Genomic DNA, 16,688 nt, shown 5'->3' on the forward strand with positions numbered 1-16,688 from the left:
CGCCGTTCTCGAATACCTGGGGCAGGCCCCGGAAAAGAATCCGCAGTATCGCCAAAAATTGGCGCAGACAAGCAAATGTCGATTCGCTATTTATTGCCCCGCTCCAACGCTAACAGCGATGTGGCACGAAATTTGAATTTGGAAAGACTCGTCGTTGCTTGCAAGTTTGCGGGAACGTGCGAGAGCCCCCCTCCTGGGTCGAAGCTGCTTTGATGTCGGAGCACGTGGTTAACTGGGTCGACCGCGCCGACATTCGCTTCACGGCGAGTCTTTTTTTAGGCCCCTGGAGCTTGTCCTATGCAAGCTCCAGGGGCTGGATATAGCCAGGGTGAGAATCGTTTTGGTTCTCACCCTGTTTTTGTTTCTTGATCGCACTTCAGCAAACTGGCCCGCCAACGCAAGTGTGGGATACAGACTCGAATTCAAATAACGAATGTCGAAACCAGAATCTCAAATCAATGACGATTTAAGATTCGAAGGAGCACCCCCACCGGACCGCATCGCTGTCGAAACTGAAAAATCGCATCACGCGCAGCACCCTATCACTCCGTCAGCACCAATAACCAACAAGCCTTTGCAATTTGCTTATCTATTCTCACCCTGTAATCGACCCGAACTCCGTGCGCACTGTCAACGCATAATCTTCAACGTGGGCGATGCAACGGTGGTTACGATCGCTACCTACCGTCCATGACTGGTAGCGGAAGGGCGCGAGCCCTCCGGTGTGAATCATTGAGGGTCCGAAGAACCGGACGGCTTGCGCCGTTCCGCTACCATTGGAATTGCAACAAGCAACGTGGTGGTTCGCTGAAGACACCGTAATACCAACGGCGCCCGGCTATTGACTTGACGGCGGCTTTCTCGACCAGAGAATTTCCGACATCGAAACATTGAATCCATGGGCAAGCGTTGCTGCGGACTTGTTTAGTGAATGGAGACTTGTCAGCGGCAAACGCGAAGAGGTGATCCAAAAACAGCACGTCCATACCAGCAATGACATGAATGTGATTTTGAGCCTTGTGAAAGCTGGGGCAGGTATTGCATTGCTGCCGCTCAGTATCGTACAGCGCGAAATTGAAATCGGAAATTTACAACGCGTCTTGCCAGAATGGTCAGGTCGGCCGCGCGAGATATTCCTGATTTGGCCTTACCAGCGAACGCTCTCGATTCGCGCCCAACGCTTTCAAGCAGAACTCTTACAGTTTCTAGCTGAACAGCCATGGCTGGAATTGTCGGCAAGTTGATGCCTAGATTGCCAATGTTACTTCACTGCAACGGATTCTCGCAGTCTGACTGCTTCGCACGGCCCAAAAGTGCACCGTATCGACAGGCGATTGCTGCCCTAATTGGTGGTGGGGCCGTTTTCGCTTGCCTGATCGTAGCGGGAGAGCGTGTAGGACAATTGGCTTGCGTTTAGCTATAATGTCGCCTGCAATTGCGATGCTTGAAGGCCGGCAGGCAGTAGGGACGGCGATCTTTCTGGATCGCGGGGGCCTTCTTGAATCGCATTGAGCGGGGCCAGTCCAACACCTATTCTCAACTCGCACCAATCTACGCAATGGAATCCGTCGCGATGGAAAGAGTCGAGCCGCTTAGGAAGTCAAAGTGAGCGACCAATCGGAACCAGCGCCCCAACAGCCTGCTCTGCATGCGGAAGTCGAAGCCCGTTTTGGCGTGTTGCCGAACTTTTTTCAACTGGCGCCCAGCTCTCCCGAAATTACGGAGAATCTGTGGGGATTCGCCAAGTTTGGATACTTGGATAACCCGCTGCCGTCGCTGCTGAAGGAGCGGTTGTTCGTTTACCTTTCGCAGTTTTGCGAAGTCCGCTATTGCATCGCGCGGCATGTCGGATTTTTGATCGGCTTGGGGTATCCCGCTGGCGATCGGCAGTCGCTGCCTGAGTCGGCTGAGCAAATTGTCCGTCTGCTCCGCCGAAGATTTCCGAAAGGAGAAGCGCTGGAGCCGCACCTTACGTTGTTAAACAGCCAGCGTGGTCACTTCACCGAATTGCCGAAGTCCGAAACGGCGGAAGAAGAAGCGTTGTTTGCTTGTGTTGCTCACGTCTTTCAGCAGACGTCCCAAGCCAATCGTTGCTTGGAGGTATTGCAAAACGTTTTGGAGCCTGGGATCTACCAACACCTGTTGGTCTTGATCACGTTTATCCGGACTGCCCATTTTTGGACAAAAGTTCATCCCGAGTTGCAGCAGGAAAGTGATCTGAAGCAGTTGTGGACCGTGCACGAAGCTTTGGCCGAATGCGTTTTGGAGGATCCGACGGCGATCCAATCAGAAAATACGCAGTTGCTGATTGATGAGCTGACCGAACTGCGGAAAGAGCGGGAAGAGGCCGAGTTATTGCGCGTCACCCTCGCCAGCATTGGAGATGCGGTGATTGCAACCGATGCGAAAGGTTGCATCGTAAGGTTAAACAAGGTTGCTGAAGAGCTGACCGCTTGGACCAATCGCGAAGCGTACGGCCAACCGCTGGATTTGATCTTCCAGATCGTTAATGAACAAACCCGCGCCCCGGTCGAAAGCCCCGTGACGCGCGCCCTGCGCGAAGGTGTGATTGTGGGGCTCGCGAATCATACGATTTTAATCGCCAAGGATGGAACGGAACGCCCCATCGATGATAGCGCGGCGCCAATCCGGCTCAATCAAGGTGAGATCGTAGGCTGCGTTTTGGTTTTTCGAGATGTCACCGAGCGGCGGCGACTGGAAACCGAGAATGCAGAGCGGGCAAAGCACGCACACTTTCTCGCGGCGATCGTTACTTCGTCGGCTGACGCGATCATCAGTAAAACGTTGGATGGGACGATCCAGAGTTGGAACGCTGCCGCGGAGCGGATTTTTGGCTACACCGAAGAGCAAGCCGTCGGAACTCACATTTCGATGTTGATTCCGCCTGAGCGAGCGAACGAAGAAGAGCAGATCATTGCTAGAATTAGTTCTGGCGAGCGTGTCGAACACTTCGAAACGGTGCGTCTGAAGAGTGATGGACAAAGGATTCCGATTTCGCTAACGATCTCTCCGATCAAAGACGCCGCCGGTAAGGTGATCGGAGCCTCCAAAATCGCGCGCGATATTAGTGACCGTCAGCGAGCGGAAATTGAAGCTCGAGAGAGTGAAATTAGAAAAGCGGCGATGCTGGAAACCTCGCTCGACGGTATTGTCACGATTGACCACCAAGGGATCGTGCTTGAATACAATCCGGCGGCCGAGAAGTTATTTGGCTATTCCTACGAAGAGATTGTGGGACAGGAAATGTCCGCTTTTCTCATTCCGCCTCCGTTGCGAGCCAGGTACAAAGCAGGTCTTGCGCGATACTTAGAGAGTGGCGATGGTCCGATTTTGAACAATCATCTAGAGGTGAACGCGTTAAGAGCGGATGGCGCCGAAATTCCGATTGAATTGGCGATTACGTGCATCAATCAGAGCTATCCCCCGTTGTTCACCGCCTACGTCCGTGACATTAGCGGCCGCAAACAGGCGGAGCAACGAATGCGAGAGCATGAACAACGCTTTCGTGCTTTGGTCGAGCAGGTGGAGGACTATGCAATCTTCATGACCGACGCAAACGGTTTGCCGACAAGTTGGAACGAAGGAGTGCTGCGGGTGCTCGGTTTTGACGAAGCGGCGTTTATCGGCAAAGACATCTTGTCGTCGATCTTTCTGGACGTTGATATCGCTCAAGGGGCGCCGCAAGCGGTGCTTGATAAAGCCGAGACAACCGGCAACTCCAGTGACGAGCGCTGGATGAAACGTCGTGATGGAACACGGTTTTGGGCGGTTGGCGTTACTACCGGTTTGCATAACGAACAAGGAGAGTTGCTCGGCTTTATGAAAGTGATGCGGGACCAGACCGAGCGGAAGCAGATGGAGGACGAACTGCGGAAAGTCGCCGCCGAATTGTCGGAAGCAGATCGTCGCAAGACGGAATTTCTGGCAACCTTAGGGCATGAACTTCGCAACCCGCTGGCTCCGATCCGGACCGGATTAGAAGTGATCAAGCTGGTGAAAAATGATCCGGAATTGTTAGAGGAAGTCCGCAGCACCATGGAGCGTCAGGTGCAGCAAATGGTTCGCCTGATCGACGACCTGCTAGACGTCTCGCGCATCACGCAGGGCAAATTAGAGCTGCGAAGGTGCCCGATCGCCATCTCTGAGGTGGTGCAGAGCGCCGTAGAAGCGATGCGACCCTTCGTGGACGAGGCGAATCACGAATTGACGGTGACGCTACCTGCGCAGCCTATTTTTGTGAATGCCGACCCCAATCGACTGGCACAGGTTTTTTCTAACTTGTTGAACAACTCGACGAAATACACGCCATCCGGGGGCCGGATCTGGCTGACCGTCGAACTACAAGAGCGCGACGTCGTGGTCATTGTGAAAGATGATGGTTTGGGAATCCCCGCTGATATGCGAGAAGGGATTTTCGAGATGTTTGCGCAGATTGACCGCCCATTGGAAAAGGGATATTCAGGGCTGGGAATCGGTCTGACTTTAGTCAAGCGACTTGTCGAACTGCATGGAGGTGAGATTGATGTCTCTAGTGCAGGCGCCGACCAAGGAAGCGAGTTCTACGTGCGACTACCGATTTTGACCGAATCGCCTGTCGCCGATCAAGTGAAGGATGGACCCAGCGCTGCTCCCCTCCCCTTTCGAGTCCTTGTCGTCGATGACAACCAGGCGGCGGCGCACATGCTGTCATTGGTTGTCAAAATGCTTGGCAATGAAGTCCGCGTCGCCCACGACGGAGAGGAGGCGGTCGCAGTCGCGGCTGATTTTTTGCCGGAGGTGATTCTGATGGATTTAGGCATGCCAAAGCTGAACGGCTATGAAGCGGCCAAGCAGATCAGAAAACAAGCGTGGGGCGAACAGATCCTGCTGGTCGCGCTGACCGGTTGGGGACAGGACCAAGACAAGCAACGAACCAAGCAAGCAGGCTTCGATCATCACCTGGTCAAACCGGCCGAGCCGGCGGTGATCCAAGAGTTGCTACGCAATTACCTGGTGCAGAAAGGGAAAGCAAACTAAGGGGCGCCGTTGCTGTTGGTTGATCGTGTGCAACCCGGTACCATGTCGCGGTTCGCTGTGTGATAGGTGCCTGAGAATACGATTTTTAGAACGGGGAGCGTTGGAAGTTTGGAGCGAATCCAGGCCGAAAACTAAGAGCAAATGTTGATTTACTATGCGCTGCTGGTTGCGGTCATGAGCTGCGTTACCTTTTTGGTTTACGGCTGGGATAAGCGGTGCGCGCAATCGGGTAGGCGAAGGATATCGGAAGCGACTTTGCAACAGCTAGCGCTGTGCGGCGGGTGGCCAGGAGCTTGGGCGGGGCAACAGTTTTTTCGGCACAAGACGCAGAAGCGGGCTTTTTTGATTGTCTATTGGCTGATCGTGGCGCTGCACGTGGTCTTGATCGCGGGACTTTGTTATCTGCATTTGGCCGGCTGAGGCTTATTTCGCGACGCGCATGGGGGAGACGCTTTGTCCCGGAGGTTACGTCTTGTCGTCTTCGACTTGGGGTTCGTCCACTTCCGGGTTGTCGGTATCGGAATTTCCCTGGCGCAGTTCGCCTCGCGCTTCGCGGGCTAGTTTTCCATAGTTTTTGCGTATTCGTTCCAAATCTGCTTCCTCTAGCTCTTCCAGATCGAGTAAGGCGACATGGGCTCCCTGGGTGGCGCGAATTAGCTCGTCCAGTTTGATTTGAATCGCATGGGAATCGCGGTTTTGCGAGTTCTGAATGAGGAACACCATCAAGAACGTGATGATCGTGGTCGAAGTGTTGATGATCAGTTGCCAAGTGTCGCTGTAACCAAAGATAGGGCCAGAGACTCCCCACACGATAATCGTACCGAGGGCGACTCCAAACGTGATTGGATTGCCAGCGGCTGAGGAGGTCGCTTTGGCGACTTTGGTGAAGAGCTTGGTTGATTTCATGGTTGGTTCAACAACGCTGGATGCTCATCAAGGCGAATGCGCTCGAATAGGGTGAGATTCGTTTGCTTGGCTTGCGCCGGTTTGTGGCCTACGGAATCCGATTGGGGAACTCGCCGGTTGGTATCGCCATTTTCCAGTCGTCACGAAAAACGGCAACCGGCAATTTTAGCCCGTCGAGCCAGCGAGATGTTTTCAGCTGGCTAGGATCGTCGGTCGCTACCCGGTCGTTCGCATCCCATACGACTTCTCCCCGGTCATCGATCAACGCTACGCTGCAGTCGATGACAGGGGTGTAAATTTCGACCGGTGTGCTGCGGAGGATTTGACGATCTTGTTTGGCGGTGAAGCGGAGCTTGGTCGTTGCCGCACTATCGATGATGTAACCAGCCGCCGTGAGTTGATTTTCTAGCGAAGCGCGGATCGCGGCCTCATTGGGCAGGATGCTTTGAATCTCGACGGACACTTTGGCGCCGGGGGCAATCTTTACATAGGCCGGTGGCGAAAGCTGGGGAAAGGTGAAGTCGTTGACGTTATAGCAACGTGCAAAGAATTCATGACTTGTATTGCTTGTCGGGGCCTTCATGTTCGCGTACCAAAATTGGTCGCCCGGCGCTGTGGCGTAATATCCGTAGGAATTAAGAAACGAGACGATCTGCTGTTGCTGAAAATCAAACAGCGTAGCGCCGCGATCTGTTCTGTCTGCATAAGCCATCAGCAATAAGCCGCGATCCCCCAAGGGGACAAGGTTGTTTACGAAGTTGATATTGGGGATCACGCAGCGATCGATCATGTCGCCGGTCTGTACCTTCCAGCGCACGATACTTTGCGATCCGTAGTGGTCTACCAAACCGATGATTTGGGTTCCGTCGACCGAGTAAGTGACGCCGCGCACGCCGATACTCGCCGGCAGTTTGGCTAGTTTGCCGACCGGTTGCCCCGTCTGCGAATCATGAATCAACAAGGTTCCGCTGTCGACAAATTGCTTGCGATTGGGACTGAGCTCAGGGGTCGCGCTGTAAGGGAGGGAATAAACTTGGCGACATTCAGGCAACTGCCAACAGATCAAGCGTTGTGAGTTGCAAGTCAGCACATGCGTCTTGTCGACAAATCGCGCCCAACTGACCGTGTCGTTATGTTCGGTAGAGAGCGGGAGAGGACGCCAACCGGCGGCGTGGATGCCTAGTTTGGGCGCCCAGACGTCTAAACGGGTATAGCGGGAGATGTCGTAAAATCGATCGCCAGTAAGCAGTAGCGAGCCATCGGGACTGATATCGAGTAGTACGGAGCGTTCCGGAACGTCCATGCTCCCTAGTTCTTTACTAGTGGCCAAATCGAAGGTCGCCAAGTGGATCCGATACTCTGGCATCAACGGCCCCTTAGTGAGGATCGGATCGCCAGAGAAGTAGTCGGTCTCGCTTTCTACTGCCATTACCCCGCTCGGAGCAATCAAAATGCGGCGCAGGTGAAACGGACCGAACAGCTTGCCCACTTGGATTGGACCCCCGGTCAGCGGCCGCGCAAGGCCGTCTATTGGCGGAGGTCCGGCGATCGACTCTGGCGCCGGTGTCGCTGCGGTGGGATCGATAGGTTTGAGGGGAGGAGCAACGAGCGACGGCGACTTGCGGGCAGCATCGGCGGCGGCAAACGCATCGGCCGGGATCAGTGTCGCTTCAAGCTGAGCGGGAAAGCCGTCTGCGACCGTTAAGATTGTTTTAGGGGCCAGCGGCACGATCGATTCTTGGTCATCCTGATTGAGGACCCAATAGGGACAGCCTGTCACGGCATCCATGAGGGTAGACCCTTGGATCAGCAATGACTTACCATCAGCAGCCCAAGTGAGCCAGCGCGCGTAGTCGCTTCGTTGATGAGAGAGCGTGCTCTTTTTGTGCAGGGTCGGACGGTAGACAAGCGTCTCGCCGGTTTCCATGCTCCAGATCGTAAAATAGTCGTGCTGAATGTCGTGATAGTTGGCCGCGAGCTGACGTCCGTCTGGTGAAAAACAGATCCCATCGCACCGAAATTTCTTTAAGATTGGATCCTTAAATGCGAAAGGGAGGACCGCCGATTGATGCGCGTCCTGATCGACGAGATCATAGAGGTGTAGCTTGTTGTAGAGCAGGATGGCCAGGATCCGTCCGCCGGGACTGATCGCTGGACCAATTTGATCATGATCCCAATCGTCCTCGCTGACGTTGAATAGAAAAAAGCGTTGGACTGGCTCCCCGCCGGTCGGTTTCCAGAGGATGATTTCGGTCCGTTTTTTCTCATCAAAGGCGATCAAAACTTGGTCGTCGACAGCGAACTCAATAAACCGAATTTCGGAATCGGGATTGCTGACCTTGATCGAGTTACCGGTCACCGTATCGAAGATAAACGCTTCGTCGTCGCTCGCTGCATAGGCGACATATTTGCCAGAGGTGGCAATTGCCGCAGGCACATCGCGGTCAGGAAAAGGGATCGGCACGCCGGTCGCGTCGCCGGTGGTCACGTCGAGGACTTGGGCTAACTTTTGCTCTTGGTTTACGACCAACACAAAATTTTGACGACGTGTCGAAGTGATAAAGCGCGGACGGCGAGGCACAGGGATGACAAATTTTCGGGCCGGCGACAACGGCTGGGCGTCGGCGACCGGATCGATCATCGGCGTCCAACTTGATTTTGACGGCGGTTGCGGGGCTGGCTTGGTTTTGGGCGCCTCTGGTTGTGCGGTTGTGCTGGTTGGGGGCGTTGTGGTTGGGGGGCGTTTGGGAGGTTGGAAGGTGCTTGTTTCCCGCACGGGAGCGGGCATTGCGGAACTGGGGTTGGGTGTCACCGAGCTAATCGTTGGCGGCACTGGTTCTGGCGGCGCCGGATCGGGCATCGCCGCAGCAGGCTGAGGCGTTGCGGCGACCTCGGGAATCGGGATCGGTGGTACCGGAAGCGGCTCTTTGATTTGTTCGGCAGGTTGATTGGTGATGGTAGGTTGCAGGGAAGCTAACTTTTCGCCGGCACGCGCGACGGTTTGCAAGCTGGTCGAGCCGTTCGCTTGCAAGCAAGCAACGACGTGTTGATCATCCAGCAGACAGCGAGGGAGCCGATCGCCCTGCACCGTTTCAAAGTCAGGCGTCGGCTCATCGGCGTCGCGCGACCAGACCAAGCGACCAAACAAAACCCAGCCGCTGCCATCGGGAAGAAACGCCAGCGGGTGCGGATCGTTGACGATATCATACTGCGACTTCTGCAACCAAGTCCCTGGAGTCCAGCTCTTTTGTACGGTTCCTATTACATCGTGGGCGCTCATTTCTAGCAAGCGAAGCGGTTTGCCGGGTTGGGTAATCAACATTGCGAGCCGCTTCCCATCGGCAGAGAAGATGATCTCGGGAATCGTGTCAGCGGCATCCAACAGCCCTTGGGGAAGCAATTGAGTTCCCACGCATTTGCCCGATTTTAGCTCGTGAATTACAAGCGCCTGACCGACAACAGCCGCCAAGTAACGTCCGCCTGGAGAGATGCCAATCGCCTGAGAAACCAACTGCCCATCTGGATCAACGCTGGCCAGCTCAAAGGTCCGCTCTGTCGCCGTCTTTGTCAGGTTCATCACATTGACCTGACCGCCGTGGATCCCCGGACGAACCGCGACCAGTCGATCCGATCCGGCGAATTGAAAAGCGACCGCTGGCGAATAGTTGTCGGGGCGCGTCATCAGAATGCGATCGCTTGCGAATCCGCCGGTCACCAAGGACCAGATTCTAAAATGCTCTAATTCTCCCGGCATGCGTCTCGCCAGCATTTTGCCATCGGTGCTAACGACCGCTAAGGCCGGCAAGGTTTCGTCATTGCGGATAACTCCCAGCGATTTGCCGGTGCGCAGATCAATTAGCTCGGCTTGGTTCGGCTGATGTTTATAGACCAGCGGCGGCCAAGCCAGTGGAAATGAAGTCGTCCACTCAGGTTCGATAGGCGTTTGAAAACTGCCGCGGATCGACTCGGCTGGCGTTTCGGGGGCTGGCGCAGGATCTGCGACTGCGTCCCAGCGAACGATCCGGCGCTTTGTTGTCGCTGACTGCTTCGTCGCCGAGCTGTGCGTAGAACAGCCGGCAAAAACGACCGCCAATAACAGACAGAAAATAGCGGGACACTTCCCCGAGATTTTCATGGGTGGTTTCCGACTTTATGGCGCCGTGAAGAGGGGAGATGAGCTGCCCTCTATCATAACCATTTCTGGAAGCAGCGGAAAGTTTTCAAGCGCCGCAAGAGCATGCCGCCTGGTATAGTAGCTTTTGACCAAACGCTATGGTTTCGAGAGCTTTTAGTTCTTCTCAGGCGGTCCGAAGTCGACCTTAAACGGCTGCATGATCTCTTCAAGTTGCGAGAAGACCCCTTCTGAGACTTGCGTTTTGCCGATGATCGCCGGCATCAAGCCAAACAGCGGTTGAGGACGGTCAGGATCGGCCAGGCGGAGCGATTCGTTGATATACTTGCTTGGCGTTAGATCCTGGGTCAGCGTGTCCACGAACTCTTTCCCATATTTTTCGTCCAGGTGGGCCAGCGCTTCTTTTTGCGTGCGGAAATGATCGCCGGCGAACAGCCAATGATGAAACGCAGCAAATTCCTCCGGCTTGTTTCTCCAGAGATTGATCGCCAGATACGTGAGTTGGCACGCGTGCTGATGCTCTGGTTTGGTCACCGGCACATAGTCGTTGCAGTCAGAGGAGAGCGGCAACGGCATCACGATCACGGCCAGCTTGCCGTTGTATTTGGCGCGTGCCTGGTCTAACAAGTGACTCGCTGCTTGGCAATAGTCGCAAGTGTAATCCATCACATCGATCACGAAGAACTCAGCGGTCTCAGGATCTCCCAGGATCGGCCAGGCATGTACATCAACTTCGACCGCGCCGTTGGCCAAAAGGACAGGACGTGACTTTTCGATTGATGCTTCGTCGGGGGAGGTAAGTCGAATTTCGACATTTTCACTGGCAGGCTGCGACACGACGGCGTTGCGGGGGCCTCCTTCTTCGGGCATCGCGACCTGACCAAAGATCAGCATCACCAAAGAAAGGAAACTGACTACGCCGGCTGAGGTCGCCTGACGAAGTTGCGGCGGAAAGGCGAGCCAGGCCAAGACGACCGCGATCAGTGAGCAAGCGTGGGTCGCCATGCAATACGGGCAGAATTTGCCCAAAACGCCAGCTTGAATTCCGATAAACCAAAGGGCCGCAGCGGCGGCGACGCTCATTAGCAGGACGACCAGTTGTTCTCCCTTCTGCTTCGATTCGGCGGGGATCGAAAAGTAGGTCATCACCAAAATGCCGAGCGCCGACGCATACAGCGCAAACCCCATTGCACTCACCGGCAGCGTAAACCATTTCGACCATTCGCTGGTCAAAACGTCATGGCACGAAGAATTGAAACCGCACCCGGCGACCGGTGACGCCGTTAAGCTGGCGTAGGTCAAATAGCCGCAAAGCGCAAGGCCAACGATCAACACAACCAACAAAGCAGAACGAAGCATAGTTCTATCAGGGGTCTAGGACTCGGTGCAAATGGTCTGTTTATTGTAGTTGCCGGCGCGTCCCATTTCCCGTGCGTTGACAGCACTGTCGCGGGGTTCTAGGGTGATTCACGCAGAAATAACGCCTATTGGGAGGGGATTTTCGTGTCGAAAAGCATGCCTGTTGCGGTAGTTACCGGCAGTTCACGAGGAATTGGCCGGGCGATTGCGACCGCTTTGGCCGCAGACGGATTTGCCGTCACCATCAACTACAACAGCCGCCGTGATGCGGCCGACGAGGTGGTCGGCGAGATCGAAGCGGCCGGCGGCCGCGCGATTGCGGTCGGAGCCAGCGTCGCCGATCCGGCAGGTCGCAGCTTGCTGCTGCAAGAAACGCTGGCCAAGTTTGGACGGCTGGATCTGTTGGTCAACAACGCCGGGATCACTTCACCAGGACGGAAGGATCTGTTGGAAGCGACCGAAGAAAATTGGGATCTAGTCTTTGACACCAATTTGAAGGGCCCCTTTTTTTTGAGTCAGGCGGCAGCGCTCTCGATGATTGATCAGATTGGGGCGAAGCAGATCCCCTGCGGCAAGATCATTAATATCTCGTCGCTCTCTTCTTATGCGGTTTCGTCCAACCGCGCGGACTATTGCATGGCCAAAGCGGGCCTACAGATGATGACCTGGCTGCTAGCCGAACGCTTGGCGGAGGATGGGATCCAAGTCTTTGAGATCTGCCCCGGCGTGATTGCTAGCGACATGACTGCGCCGGTCAAAGAAAAATATGACCAGCTGATTGCCGACGGCATGACGCCGATTCGCCGCTGGGGTCAGCCTGACGATGTCGCCAAAGCGATCCTGGCGATTGCGCGCGATCTGTTTCCGTTCAGTACCGGCGAGCGGATCAACGTGGATGGTGGGTTCCATCTGCGGCGGCTGTAAGTGCAGTGCGGCGTTATGAGACTCGCTTGCCACCGCTGCTGGCAGTGCTTGCGGTGCGTGAAAAAACCACCTAGGACGATGGAGAAATGGATCGACTTTGCCGATTTCGGCGAAGTTGACGACGCTGGCGCGACGATGAATAAGGCCAGGTAACATTGCGCCCTGTGGATGGGATACATGAAGGCAAGCTGGCGCCAGCTCGGGATCATCTTGATATCAACGCAAGCCGTTGGCTGCTTTGGCGTGCGATATCGTGACACGATGGCGCTGCCGACATGCGACGCAGCTTGTGAAACTGCAGCCTGCGAGACTGCCGCGTCGGGCTTGCAGGGATTACATGGGCGCCATGCTCGGCAAGAGCAGTCGCATAAAGCGGTCGCTTATGACCAACCGATGATTCCGCCGCGACCAAAATTTCACCCGGTGCCGACGCGACCGGCGTTTGCTCCGCGGGTACAGTACACGCCGCCTGAATTGATTCGCACGCCGATCCTGGTTGAAGTTCCTGACGGGCCACAGTTGGCGGCGCCGCAGCCGATGCCGGCGCCGATGCCGATACCTGTCGAGCCGCTGAAGACGCCGACTCCTCACCACGTGAAAGAGCCGCTCAAGGTTCCTCCGCTGCTGAGGGCTCCTGCTCCACTGCACACTGCCCCACCTTCGGTAGAGGCAAAAACGCCGCAACCTCTGCCGCCGCCTACGGTCGATGCCCGACCGATCATCGCGCCGCTGCCGCAGCAAATCGACCTGGATCAGCCGAGTGAAATTCGGACAATTCAAAACGTCTGGCGCAGCAAGCAATCGTCGTAAGCTTCAGCTATTTCTGTAGTTTTGCGCAGCTGCGCAAATTCTTCGCGGACGATAACAGGCAGGATGTCAAGTTAGGTTGACTCTGCGGGTTGGCTCTAGTCCTGTCAAGCCAGGATTCCCACTGTTCCGATGAATGGTTGAGCCTGATTGCCTGCGTCGTTTCGCCGGTTGGGCATACGAATGCTGACTTCGACTCGACTCACGGAACGACGAGACCTCTATGCGTCACCCTGCCTCGCGTCATCCCCTAAGCCTGTTTGTTGTGGCCTGCTTGGCGTCGTGTTTAACGCTACGCACTGCGGCTGCGACTGAACTCCGCCTGACGCCGATCGTCAAAGCGGTGCAAGGGGTGAAAGAGTCGATCGTGAATATTCACGGTCACAAGACGATCTCAACGGCCAGCGCCATCGGCGACGCTCCGCGTCAGGTCAACGGCATGGGGACCGGCGTTGTCATTGACGAACGCGGCTACATCATCACCAACCAGCATGTGGTGGAAGGAGTTCGCCGAATTCAGGTCACACTGCAAGACGGCACGACCTATATCGCCCAGCTGATTGCCTTTGACGAGAAGACCGACTTGGCTTTGATCAAGGTCGACGCCGAGAAGCCGTTGCCAGTGGTTAAGACAGGAACCTCGTCGGATCTGATGCCGGGTGAAACCGTCATCGCGGTCGGCAACGCTTATGGTTATGAGAACTCTGTCACACGCGGCATCATCAGCGCTTTGCACCGGACCGTCCAGGTTAGCGATACGCAAAAGTATTACGATCTGATTCAAACCGACGCAAGCATCAACCCCGGCAATAGCGGCGGTCCGCTGTTGAACATCGACGGCGAGATGATCGGCATCAATGTCGCGGTTCGTGTCGGCGCCCAGGGGATTGGCTTCGCCATTCCGGTCGATACGGTGATGGACATCGCATCGCAACTGATGTCGATCGAACGTTTGGATCAACATTGGCACGGCATCACCGGCGAAACCAAGTTTGTCAACGGCGTCGCTTATCTGCATGTGAAGTCAATCGATCCCAACAGCCCTGCTTCGGTTTGTGGCCTTCAGACTGGTGATGTGATCACGTCAGTCGGTGACATCGGCGTCTGCTGGATGTTGGACGTAGAACGAGCGTTGCTAGATCGCGAAACCGGTGAAGAAGTCGCGGTCAAGCTGCAACGCGGCGAAGGAGACGAAAAGTCGCTGTCCCTGGTGCTGCAAGGCCAAGGTGGGGCCAATGCGTTGGTCGACGCCGCGTGGGAATTGCTGGGGATTCGCGTGCAGATCGTGCCGGACAATGAGTTTCGGTCCAACAATACTCGCTACCGCGGCGGACTGCGGATCACGGCGGTCAAAGCGTATAGCCCGGCGGCTCGTCAGCAGATTCGTGTCGGCGACGTGTTGGTCGGCATGCACGAATGGGAAACGATCTCAGTTGACAATCTCGAGTACATTTTGAAGAGCGACATCATCGCCCAGAAGCGACCGATCAAGTTTTACATTCTTCGCGACAACGAAACCTACTATGGGGACATCGCAGTCGCCAACTATCGCGTGCGATAGGCAAACCATCCCAAGCGAGTAACATGATGCATCCTTGGGTGTTTTTGGCTGGCGCCATTTTGTTGGAAGTCGCCGGCACCACTTCGATGAAGATGTCGGAAGGCTTCACGCGCCCTTTGCCGTCGTTGTTACTCTTCTTCTTTTATGCAGCCTCGTTCACATCGTTGACTTTTGCTTTGAACAAGATCGAAGTCAGCCATGCTTATGCAATCTGGTCTGGCGTCGGCACCGCACTGATCGCCGTGATCGGCTTCTGCTTCTTTCGCGAAACCTTCTCACCTTATAAATTGATCAGTATTCTGTTGATCATTGCCGGCGTGGCGGGTTTGAATCTGTGCAGTGCGAAGCACTAGGAGATTTTTTCTTGCGTGCCGGCAGCGCCCGTTTTGAAGTTGCGCTGGTTGGCAATTCATCAAGAATCGAACTCGGCCGGGCCACGGATAAATCGCGGCGGAACAAGGTCAGAAAATCATGTAAGTCGCCCCGTGGCTTAAGCCCAACGGGCTGTTCTAAACTAGCCCGGGGTCAGTCCGCCGCAGGCGACGCAGCCCCGGGTGGGCGTCAATTATTGTGATGTTGACGTTGGTTTGAATCAGGAAACTGCCGGCTCAAACGTCATCCTTTTCAGGAGGATCATTTACCCAGGGCTCCGCCGCTGCGCGACGAGCGCCCAGGGCTATTTTAAAACGGCCGCGTTGGGCCTAAGAGAAGGAGGACTTGTCCCGGATTCTTACCGCGTGTTCCTTTCTTTTGAATTGCTAATTAGCGCAACCTCAAATTGCGCCAGCAAGGGGAAATCGCTCGGCAATCTCCATGCGCCGTGGTTGGATAGCACGGCGGTCATGTCCTGCTCTACTTACTTGCCCACATTGGCCAACGGAATGGCAAAATCACCTTTTAAGCTGCGCCAAACCGAGTGGATATGATTCGAGACGTTGCCGGCAGGGTCCTCTTGATAGTTGACCAGCTCCAAGACAAAGGTCGGGCCTTGCACGCGATAGTAATGCGGAATCCCTGGTTCGGTTCCGCCAGCCCAGGCGAAGTAAACTCGATCGATTCCGGCCGATTTGATTTCTTGAAGTTCGCTGACGCTGATCTCGGCTGCTAGATGATTGGAGTAAGCTTCTAGCAGCGACCATAGCGCCTGTTTTTGGTCGGCCGTTAATTCGGCCGCGGCAATCCCTTCTGGCGCCGATTGGATCGGTTGCGGCTTGCCGGCGGCGCGATAGTCGGCAGGCGCTTTGTCAGCGATGATCGCTTTGCTGAGTTGATCGGGTTGCAATTGATCCAGCAGGTCGAAGGCAAGTTGTTCTTCCTCTTTCAACAGCCGAGTGCCGACGGGCGGGCCTCCGGCAACAAAGGTTTTGACCGTCGCGGGACATGCTCCCCAAAAACTGGGCGTATGACTGATCACCGCTCCATCTCGAATCACAAAATTCAGCGACAGGTGATGCCCTTCAATGCTCCAGCCCCAGCTTCCGGTGGTTTTTGGCTGGCCGAAGATCGTCAGAAAGTAACGTTGCGGATCTCGCAAGTTTGAGCTTTGACTTCCCTTTTCACCTTCCAGCAGATTGTTCTCTAGCGACATGACCGTAAGCGCTTTGTTGAAACCGCTTTCGCTGAGCGTCGCTTGCAGAAGTTTGTGCGCCAGCTCCTGCTGTTCGGCGGACATGTCGCGAAGCTGCAGCCCCTTGCGCGTCGCTTTTGGGATGTTGTGCCAATCCAGGCGAGCCGGATCGTCAAACTTCATCGTCGCGGTTGCTGCTTCTTCAGGTGACAAAGCGGCCAGAAAATTTTGGGCCGCAGTTGTTGCGTCGGCGCCAACGCCCGCACGCGCTACTTGGGTGAGCAGGGTGACGGCGACCAAGCCTAGCAAAAAGTGAAACGAGCGTTTCATCGGGCTATCAATTTCTAGGAGCAAATGCCCCTTCAAAAGTTGCGAAAAATCGAGACCTTCGATCC

The 16,688-nt window shown here is 55.4% G+C and carries 11 protein-coding genes; 7 read left to right on the plus strand and 4 right to left on the minus strand.

Annotated elements, in window-relative coordinates:
* The first annotated feature begins 890 nt into the window (after positions 1-890).
* The 3 genes from SH421x_RS13490 to SH421x_RS13500 all read left to right on the plus strand — a co-directional run bounded on the left by SH421x_RS13490 (position 891) and on the right by SH421x_RS13500 (position 5,457).
* Positions 891-1,244, plus strand: a complete 354-nt coding sequence (locus SH421x_RS13490; protein ID WP_488856269.1) for a LysR substrate-binding domain-containing protein — start codon at positions 891-893, stop codon at positions 1,242-1,244.
* A gap of 361 nt (positions 1,245-1,605) precedes the next feature.
* Entirely contained in the window at positions 1,606-5,037 is a 3,432-nt protein-coding gene (locus SH421x_RS13495) for a PAS domain S-box protein (protein WP_488856271.1), read from the plus strand.
* Between the two features lie 141 nt (positions 5,038-5,178).
* Positions 5,179-5,457: a DUF1294 domain-containing protein gene (locus SH421x_RS13500; protein WP_488856273.1), complete on the plus strand. Its 279-nt coding sequence runs from the start codon at positions 5,179-5,181 to the stop codon at positions 5,455-5,457.
* Positions 5,458-5,502: 45 nt separating this feature from the next.
* Here the strand turns inward: SH421x_RS13500 and SH421x_RS13505 are convergent, their stop codons facing one another.
* From SH421x_RS13505 to SH421x_RS13515, 3 genes are all read right to left on the minus strand, one after another.
* Positions 5,503-5,943: a low affinity iron permease family protein gene (locus SH421x_RS13505; RefSeq protein ID WP_488856275.1), complete on the minus strand. Its 441-nt coding sequence runs from the start codon at positions 5,941-5,943 to the stop codon at positions 5,503-5,505.
* Positions 5,944-6,031: 88 nt separating this feature from the next.
* Positions 6,032-10,078: a hypothetical protein gene (locus SH421x_RS13510; RefSeq protein ID WP_488856276.1), complete on the minus strand. Its 4,047-nt coding sequence runs from the start codon at positions 10,076-10,078 to the stop codon at positions 6,032-6,034.
* 153 nt (positions 10,079-10,231) lie between these two features.
* The gene (locus tag SH421x_RS13515) at positions 10,232-11,434 is read right to left on the minus strand and encodes a vitamin K epoxide reductase family protein (RefSeq protein WP_488856277.1); all 1,203 of its coding nucleotides are present in this window, start codon (positions 11,432-11,434) and stop codon (positions 10,232-10,234) included.
* A 144-nt stretch (positions 11,435-11,578) separates the two neighbouring features.
* Between SH421x_RS13515 and SH421x_RS13520 the strand changes: the two genes are divergently transcribed.
* From SH421x_RS13520 to SH421x_RS13535, 4 genes are all read left to right on the plus strand, one after another.
* Entirely contained in the window at positions 11,579-12,358 is a 780-nt protein-coding gene (locus tag SH421x_RS13520; RefSeq protein ID WP_488856278.1) for a 3-ketoacyl-ACP reductase, read from the plus strand.
* Positions 12,359-12,535: 177 nt separating this feature from the next.
* Positions 12,536-13,168 carry a hypothetical protein gene (locus tag SH421x_RS13525; protein ID WP_488856279.1) on the plus strand — a complete coding sequence of 211 codons (633 nt, stop codon included), beginning with the start codon at positions 12,536-12,538 and terminating at the stop codon, positions 13,166-13,168.
* A 220-nt stretch (positions 13,169-13,388) separates the two neighbouring features.
* Entirely contained in the window at positions 13,389-14,726 is a 1,338-nt protein-coding gene (locus tag SH421x_RS13530; RefSeq protein ID WP_488856280.1) for a trypsin-like peptidase domain-containing protein, read from the plus strand.
* Between the two features lie 23 nt (positions 14,727-14,749).
* Positions 14,750-15,079, plus strand: a complete 330-nt coding sequence (locus tag SH421x_RS13535; protein WP_488856281.1) for a DMT family transporter — start codon at positions 14,750-14,752, stop codon at positions 15,077-15,079.
* Between the two features lie 503 nt (positions 15,080-15,582).
* Here the strand turns inward: SH421x_RS13535 and SH421x_RS13540 are convergent.
* Positions 15,583-16,623, minus strand: a complete 1,041-nt coding sequence (locus SH421x_RS13540) for a DUF3500 domain-containing protein (RefSeq protein WP_488856282.1) — start codon at positions 16,621-16,623, stop codon at positions 15,583-15,585.
* Positions 16,624-16,688: the final 65 nt, after the last annotated feature.

This window comes from Blastopirellula sp. SH421, from assembly GCF_057808535.1.